The organism is Isoptericola sp. NPDC055881 (assembly GCF_053615895.1).
The window spans coordinates 1-7372 of the sequence record NZ_JBSHCR010000115.1 but is presented as its reverse complement, the minus strand read 5'-3'; the positions used below and the strand labels follow the sequence as shown (position 1 = coordinate 7372).

At 73.9% G+C, this 7372-nt stretch carries 6 protein-coding genes; 4 read left to right on the top strand and 2 right to left on the bottom strand.

Annotated features, from left to right (window positions below):
* Window positions 1-102: 102 nt before the first annotated feature.
* A complete protein-coding gene (locus ACWGKI_RS20145) occupies window positions 103-1839 on the top strand; it encodes a beta-N-acetylhexosaminidase (RefSeq protein WP_452189412.1) in 1737 nt (578 codons plus the stop codon).
* Window positions 1840-1869: 30 nt separating this feature from the next.
* On the opposite strand, the gene ACWGKI_RS20140 is transcribed toward ACWGKI_RS20145, so the two are convergent.
* Window positions 1870-2562 carry a helix-turn-helix transcriptional regulator gene (locus ACWGKI_RS20140; RefSeq protein ID WP_452189410.1) on the bottom strand — a complete coding sequence of 231 codons (693 nt, stop codon included), beginning with the start codon at window positions 2560-2562 and terminating at the stop codon, window positions 1870-1872.
* 71 nt (window positions 2563-2633) lie between these two features.
* On the opposite strand from ACWGKI_RS20140, the gene ACWGKI_RS20135 reads away from it, so the two are divergent.
* Entirely contained in the window at window positions 2634-3371 is a 738-nt protein-coding gene (locus ACWGKI_RS20135) for an alpha/beta fold hydrolase (RefSeq protein ID WP_380245213.1), read from the top strand.
* A gap of 58 nt (window positions 3372-3429) precedes the next feature.
* Here the strand turns inward: ACWGKI_RS20135 and ACWGKI_RS20130 are convergent, their stop codons facing one another.
* Entirely contained in the window at window positions 3430-4428 is a 999-nt protein-coding gene (locus ACWGKI_RS20130; protein WP_380245212.1) for a DUF4349 domain-containing protein, read from the bottom strand.
* Window positions 4429-4722: 294 nt separating this feature from the next.
* On the opposite strand from ACWGKI_RS20130, the gene ACWGKI_RS20125 reads away from it, so the two are divergent.
* Window positions 4723-5874 carry an ROK family protein gene (locus tag ACWGKI_RS20125; protein WP_452189408.1) on the top strand — a complete coding sequence of 384 codons (1152 nt, stop codon included), beginning with the start codon at window positions 4723-4725 and terminating at the stop codon, window positions 5872-5874.
* An 87-nt stretch (window positions 5875-5961) separates the two neighbouring features.
* Window positions 5962-7311 (top strand): extracellular solute-binding protein, encoded by a 1350-nt coding sequence (locus ACWGKI_RS20120; protein WP_452189406.1) that lies wholly within the window; start codon window positions 5962-5964, stop codon window positions 7309-7311.
* Window positions 7312-7372: the final 61 nt, after the last annotated feature.

The following is a 7372-nucleotide window of genomic DNA, read 5'->3' as shown; positions in this document are numbered from 1 at the left end:
CTGCCGGGCGGGTCGTCGTCGTTCCCCCGGCCGGCGGCACCCGCGCCAGCGGGCTCGGTCGTCGTGGGCGACCGCCCTGGTCGGCCGTCTAGGGTGGCCCGCATGCGCGCCGCCGACGTCGTCCCCGCCCCCGCGTCCCTGCAGGCCGAGGAGGCCCGTGTCGTCCTGCGCGACGGCGCTCGCGTCGTCGCGCACCCCGCCCTGCGTGCCGCGGCACGGTGGTGGCGGCGCGCGAGCGAGGACGCGTTCGGCCTCGACCTGGCGCTCGCGGGCGAAGGCACGGACGTCCCGCCCGCCGACGTGGTCTTCGACGTCGACGGCGCCGTCCCCGCCGGCAGCTACCGGCTGGCCGTCACCGACGACGGTAGCGGTGGCGCCGTCGTGCGCGTCGCCGCTGCCGACCCGGACGGCGCGCACGCCGCGGCCCAGACGCTCCGCCAGCTCGCGGGCCCGCAGGCGTTCCGCCGGGCGGGGGAGGGCGTGCCGCTCGTGCTGCCCGTCGTCACGGTCCAGGACTCGCCCCGGTTCGGCTGGCGTGGGGTGCTGCTCGACGTCGCGCGCCACTTCCTGCCGAAGGCGGACGTGCTGCGGTTCGTCGACCTGGCGGCCGCGCACCACCTGAACGTGCTGCAGCTGCACCTCACGGACGACCAGGGGTGGCGCGTGGAGGTGGCGCGCTACCCGCGGCTCACCGAGATCGGGTCCTGGCGCCGCGAGTCCGGCGTCGGCACCTGGCGGGCGGGTCGTTACGACGGCCGCCCGCACGGTGGCTTCTACACGCGGGACGACCTGCGCGAGATCGTCGCCTACGCGCGCGAGCGCGGCGTGACCGTGGTCCCCGAGATCGGGTCCCCGGGCCACGTGCAGGCCCTGCTGACCGCCTACCCGGAGCTGGCGGCGCGTCCCGGGGCGCACGAGGTGCGCACCACCTGGGGCATCAGCGAGGACGTGATCGACCCGTCGCCCGCCGCCGTCGAGCTCTTCCAGGGCGTGCTGGACGAGGTGTGCGAGATCTTCGACTCGCCGTTCGTCGCGCTGGGCGGGGACGAGGTGCCCGTCGGTGCGTGGCGGGAGCGCCCCGACATCGTGGCGCGCGCCGCCGGGATCGGCCTCGTCGGTCCCGACGGCGAGGGGGACGTCGCGCGGCTGCACGGCTGGTTCCTCGCGCGGCTGGCGGACCACCTGCGCTCGAAGGGCCGCCGCGCCGTCGTGTGGGACGAGGCATTCGGCCCCGACCTCCCGCGCGATGTCGTCGTCACGTGCTGGCGCGGCCACGCGGTCGCGGCCGACGCCCTCGCCGCCGGGCACGACGTGGTCATGGCGCCGGAGCAGGAGGTCTACCTCGACCACCGCGCCGCCGACGGCGTGGACGAGCCCGTTCCCGTCGGCTTCGTCCGCACGGTCGAGGACGTCCGCGCCTTCGAGCCGCTCCCCACGGGCCTGCTGGCCGCGCGCCCCGAGCTCGAGGGCGACCTGCCCGGCAACCTGCTGGGGGCGCAGGCGCAGCTGTGGAGCGAGCACCTCGACTCCGTCCGACGCCTGGACTACGCGGCCTTCCCGCGTCTCGCCGCGTTCGCCGAGGCGGTCTGGAACCCCGTGGCGACGGGCTTCGACGAGCGGCTGCGGGAGGCGCACCTCGCCCGGCTGGACGCCGCGGGCGTGGAGTACCGGCCGCTGGACGGGCCGCGACCCTGGCAGCGCCGGCCCGGCGTCACCGGCTACCCGCGCGACCTCGCGGCGGAGCGCGCCGAGGCCGGGTGGGCGGGGATGGGCGGCTGGGTCGAGGGGCGCGACGGCGCGGAACCGGACGCCGAGGTCCCCGCCGGCGAGGTGTACTGACCGGGCACGGTGATCGAGCCCGCGGCTCGGTCAGCCGTGGACGGGTCGGGCAGTGGCCGGTGGTGTCCCGACCTCGTCGACGGTGTGGTCGCCGCACGGGGCCGAGGTGACGACGGCGTGCTGGATGCGGTCCAGTCGGAACCAGCGCATGGCATCGCGGAGCCGGCACCACCCGATCAGGTACCAGCTCCCGGTCACGGACCCGAACAGCACCGGCTCGACATCCCGGGTGGTCGGGGTGCCGTCGCCGGAGGCGTAACGGATCCGCACCACCTTCTGGTCGGTCATCGCCTGTTCGACCGCCGAGGTGACGACCCGGCTCACCCGCGCGGACGGCGCGTCCACCCACACCCGGCCGGCGAGCTGCTCGGCCTTCTCGCGGGTCCGAGGGTCGAGCACGTCGAGGATCTTCCGCACGGCTGCCGCTGCGAGATCGGCGTAGGGAGCATCGGCCGCGGCCGTGGCGGCCGCGAGGAGAGCCACTGCCTGCGCGGGACTCAGGCTCACCGGCGGCAGCGACGCTCCCGGGGCAAGGCCATAACCCCCTCCGGGTCCAGGCCTCGACCAGACCGGTGCTCCGGTGGCCTCCAGAGCAGCCAGGTCACGCTTGATCGTGCGCACCGAGACCCCGAACTCTGCGGCCAGCCGTTCAGCGGTGGAGCCACGGGCACCCCGGCGCCGCAGCGTCTCGGTGAGGGCATGAAGACGCTCCGATCGCTTCATGCGCTCACGTTACCGATTCGTGTCAGAAATAGTGACACCCTGTTGTCCAGCGCGACTGCGACGGTGGTGTCATGACCACTCACGAGAACGCGACGATCGTCCTGGTTCCGGGCCACTGGTTGGGAGCCTGGGCCTGGGACCAGGTCGTGGAGCGCCTGCGCGAGACGGGAAGTCGGGCGATCGCGCTCACCCTGCCCGGGCTGGACCCCGACGACCCCCAGCGCTCTGCACGGACCCTCGACGACCAAGCGACGGCTGTCGAGGATGCGCTGAGAACGGCAGCAGGCGCCGGCCGGCCGGCAGTCCTGGTCGCGCACAGCGGAGCCAACGCCCCGGCCAGCATCGTTCTTGATCGCCACCCGGAACTGGTCGCTCACATGGTGTGGGTGGACAGCGGCCCGGTGGCACCCGGGACCGTCTTCGCACCGGACCTGCCGGCAGACCTGGTGGAGCTGCCGCTTCCCGGCTTCGAGACGCTCGGGCAGCAGGCCAGCCTCGAAGGTCTGGACGTCGATGACCTGCGTCGGTTCCGGGAACAGGCGGTGGCGGAACCCGGCCCTGTCCTGCGGCAGGCGGTGGACCTGTCCCACGCCGACCGCCTCGGTGTGCCGACCACGTTGGTGTGCTGCTCCATGCCGAGCGCTCAGGTCCTCGAGCTCGCCGACGCCGGCCACCCGATGTTCGCCGAGGTCGCTCGTCTGCAGCGCGTCGACGTCGTCGACCTGCCGACGGGGCACTGGCCCATGTGGAGTCGCCCGCGCGAGCTGGCAGACGCCATCGCTGCCGTCGCCGCTGCGCCCCGAGCCTGAGAGCACTCGCGCACGTCACCGGGAGGCACGGGTCGCGTCGCGCCGTCCGTCGGCCGGTTCACCGGCCCGCGGCGACCGGCTCAGGTGCCTCGTCCGGGGCGTCGTCGGGCGCGGGGCGGGGGACGTCTGGTCCGTCGGGGCCTCCGGTCGAGCCCCCGGGTCCGCTGGGGGCGCCGCCGTCGGCGTCGGCCGCGGGCCTGCTGCGCCGGCGCAGCCACCGGTACCCGAGGTAGCCGAGCGCGGCGACGGCGAGCCAGGGGAGGAGGACGCCGAGGACCAGGACCACGGTCTGGACGGTCGTCACCAGCGCGCTCCACCCGGACGCGAGGCCGCCGACGAAGCCGCCGCGGGACTGCGCGGCGGCGACGGGCTCGGGGACGAGCTGCACGTCGAGCGTCGACATGGCGACCTGGTCGGACAGCCGCTGCCGCTGCGTGGTGAGGGCGTCGAGGTCGGCCTGGCGGTCGGAGAGCTCCTGCTCGACCTCGAGCAGGTCCTTCGTGCTGCTGGCGGTCTTCATGAGGTCGCGCAGCCGATCGGTCGACGTGGTGAGGGCGGCGATGCGGGCGTCGAGGTCCTGCCCCTCGCCGGTGACGTCCACGCTCTGCACGTCGACGTCCTCGACCGTCCCGAGCTTGTCGAGCGCCTCCACGGCGCCCGTCATCCGGTTCGCGGGCAGCCGCACGGTCATCGACGCGGACCCGGGGGAGTCCGGGGTGGATGCGGTCTCGGTGCGTCGTTCCACACGGCCGCCGGCCTCCTCGACGAGGCGCGCGAGGCGGCTCGCCGCGGCCGCGGGGTCGTCGGCCACCACGGTTGCGCTGCCGGTCGTGACGATCTCCCGCTCGGCCGCCGCGCCGGCGGGGTCGGCCTCCGCCATCCCGTCGGTCGCTGCCGGGGCCTCGGCCGCCCCCGCGCTGTCCGAGACCCCCGACGACGACGCCTCGTCCCCGCGGTCGGACGAGCAGCCCGTGACGACGAGCAGCAGCGCCGTGGCGAGCGCCGCGGCGACGGCGGGCGCACGGCGGCCCCGGACCGGACGTGGGGTGGCAGCCATGGGTCCGAGCGTAGGGGCGGGGGCACGTCGTCCCAGGTGGGGACCGCGGGATCGTGACAAGACCGTGCTGAGACCGTGACCTTGCGCGGTGACGCGGCCCATGTCGTGGGGTCCCGCCGGTGCGGGCGCTCCATCGCGAGCCCCCGTCACGCTCCACCCGCCACGATCCACCCGGCCCGATCCACCCGTCACGATCCACCAGGCCCGATCCACCCGTCACGATCCGGTAACGCGTCCTGGGGCGGCGGGTCAGCAGATTGACACCGACCTTGTTAAGACGCTGTACTAACAAACATGTCCACGCCGACGACGCGCGCAGCACGACGAGGTCTGGGTGCCGGCCTGCGAGCCACCTCCAAGGTGCTCCCCGAGCACGCCCGGGCGCACAACCGCTCCCTCGTGCTGCAGCACCTGTTCCACGAGGGGCCCACGTCGCGTGCCGACCTCGCCCGCGCGACGTCGCTGACCCGTGTGACCATCTCCGACCTGGTCAACGTGCTCCTCGCCGAGGGCCTGGTCGAGGAGCTGGGCGTGCAGCCCGGCCGCCGGGTCGGCAAGCCCGCGATCCTCGTCGGGATGCGCACGGACGCCTACCAGATCGTGGCGGTCGACCTGTCGGACGACGCGGTCATGCGCGGTGCGGTCATGACGCTCACGGGCGAGGCCGTCGTGCGCCGGTCCCTGCCGGTCTCGGGCCACGTGGGAGACGAGCTCGTCGACCTCCTGACGCGCTTCGCGCGCACGCTCATCTCCGCGGCCACGCGGCCGGTCGTCGGGGTGGGCGTGGGCTCGCCGGGCGTGGTCGACGACGCCGGCCGCGTCATCGAGGCACCCAACCGGCAGTGGACGGACCTGCCCCTGGGCGAGATCCTCACGGACCGCCTGGCGCTGCCCGTGCACGTCGCCAACGACGCCAACTCGGCCGCGCTCGGCGAGTACACCTACGGCGGCGCCGCCGGCTCGATGCTCGTGCTCACGGTCGGGCAGGGCGTGGGCGCCGGCGTGATGGTCGACGGCTCCCGCGTGCACGGCTCCGCCGACGCCGCCGGGGAGCTCGGCCACGTCACGGTCGTGGACGACGGCGAGCCCTGCGCCTGCGGTCGGCGCGGCTGCCTCGAGACCGTGCTCGCCGTGCCGGCGCTGCGCCGCGCCGTCGCCGGGCTGGACCCGGCGGACGCGGACGAGGCGCTCGCCCGCGTCGGGCGCACGCTCGGCACCACGCTCGCGCCGGTCGTCGGCGCCCTCAACCTCGCCGAGGTGCTGCTCAGCGGCCCCCCGGAACTGCTCGACGGCGCGCTCCGCACCGCCGCCCTGCAGACCCTGACCGACCGCACGATGCCGGCCACCGCCGCCGGACTGCGGCTCCGGATGGCCACGCTCGACGAGGACGTCGTCCTCTCCGGCGCGGCCGTCCTGGTGCTGGCCGCCCAGCTCGGGGTCTCCTGACCCCGGCTCGACGACCCGCACCCAGCAGCTCCGACCCTGTCGTCGCGCTGCTCAGAACGACCCTGGACAGATCGAGAGGAATCCCCAGTGAAGAGGACCCGTGTCGTCGCCGCCGGCGTGGCGACGAGCCTGACCCTGGCGCTCGCGCTCTCCGCGTGCGCGCCCGCCGACGACGAGAGTGCCGGCCAGAACGACGGCACCCCCGAGGCCGGTGACATCACCCTGTGGCTCGCCGGCGCGGACACGAACGACGACCTGCGCAAGTACCTGGTCGACGCGTTCGAGAAGGAGAACCCGGGGTCGACGCTGACGATCGAGGAGCAGGACTGGACCGACCTGGTCACCAAGCTCACGACCGCGCTGCCCGACGCCGCGAACACGCCGGACGTCGTCGAGATCGGCAACACGCAGGCCCCGACGTTCACCTACGCCGGCGCCTTCCGCGAGATCTCGCCCGAGCTGTACGAGGAGCTGGGCGGCGACAAGCTGCTGCAGTCCTTCGTCGAGGCCGGCTCGATCGACGACACCAAGTACGCGCTGCCCTACTACTACGGCTCGCGCTTCATGTTCTACCGCAAGGACATCTGGAAGAAGGCCGGTCTCGACGTCCCCCAGACGCTCGAGGAGTTCGGCGACTCCGTCAAGAAGCTGCGGTCGAAGAAGCAGTCCGGCTTCGCGATGGGCGGCCAGGACTGGCGCAACGGCATCTCCTGGGTCTTCGCGAACGGCGGCGAGCTCGCCGTCAAGGACGGCGACCAGTGGAAGTCCACCCTGTCGGACCCCAAGACGGTCGCGGGCCTCGAGCAGTGGCAGGACGTGTTCGAGGGCTCCTCGAACCTGCCGGCCACCGCGAAGGACGTCGCGTACTGGGACTTCCTCAACGACGGGACGGACGGCGAGGCGCCCGACGCCGCCACGATCATGGCGCCGGGCTGGGCCCGCTGGTCCATCGGCGACCTGGTCAAGGGTGACGACGGCAAGGAGGTCCCCGACGGCATGGCGGACGACTCCAAGTTCGACATCTTCGCCCTGCCGGGCGTCGACGGCGGCGTCGCGCCGGTGTTCGCCGGTGGCTCCAACCTGGCCGTCTCGGCCAAGTCGCAGCACCCGGAGCTCGCGGAGAACCTGCTGAAGGTCGTCTACTCGGACGAGTACCAGACCAAGCTCGCGCAGGCCGGCCTCGGCCCGGCCAACTCGGACTTCGACAAGCTCATGACGGTCGACGCCGACGGCAACCCGAACAAGTTCGGCGAGGTCACGGTGCAGACCGCCCAGGCATCCAAGCTGACCCCGGCCGCGCCGGGCTGGGCCGCCGTCGAGGGCGCCCTCGTCTACGAGGAGCTCTTCCAGAAGATCGCCGAGGGCGATGACGTGAAGGCGCTCGCCGCGCAGTACGACGAGAAGCTCACGCCCATGCTCAACGGCCAGGCGGGCTGACCCCCTCAGCCCCCACCCCCGACGGGTGGAGCGGCGCCGGTCCGGTTCTCGCGACCGGCGC

Excerpts from the sequence above, each read along its gene's own strand:
- ACWGKI_RS20140 (WP_452189410.1), bottom strand. The coding sequence starts at position 2,562 with ATGAAGCGATCGGAGCGTCTTCATGCCCTCACCGAGACGCTGCGGCGC.
- ACWGKI_RS20125 (WP_452189408.1), top strand. The coding sequence starts at position 4,723 with ATGTCCACGCCGACGACGCGCGCAGCACGACGAGGTCTGGGTGCCGGC.
- ACWGKI_RS20145 (WP_452189412.1), top strand. The coding sequence starts at position 103 with ATGCGCGCCGCCGACGTCGTCCCCGCCCCCGCGTCCCTGCAGGCCGAG.
- ACWGKI_RS20130 (WP_380245212.1), bottom strand. The coding sequence starts at position 4,428 with ATGGCTGCCACCCCACGTCCGGTCCGGGGCCGCCGTGCGCCCGCCGTC.
- ACWGKI_RS20135 (WP_380245213.1), top strand. The coding sequence starts at position 2,634 with ATGACCACTCACGAGAACGCGACGATCGTCCTGGTTCCGGGCCACTGG.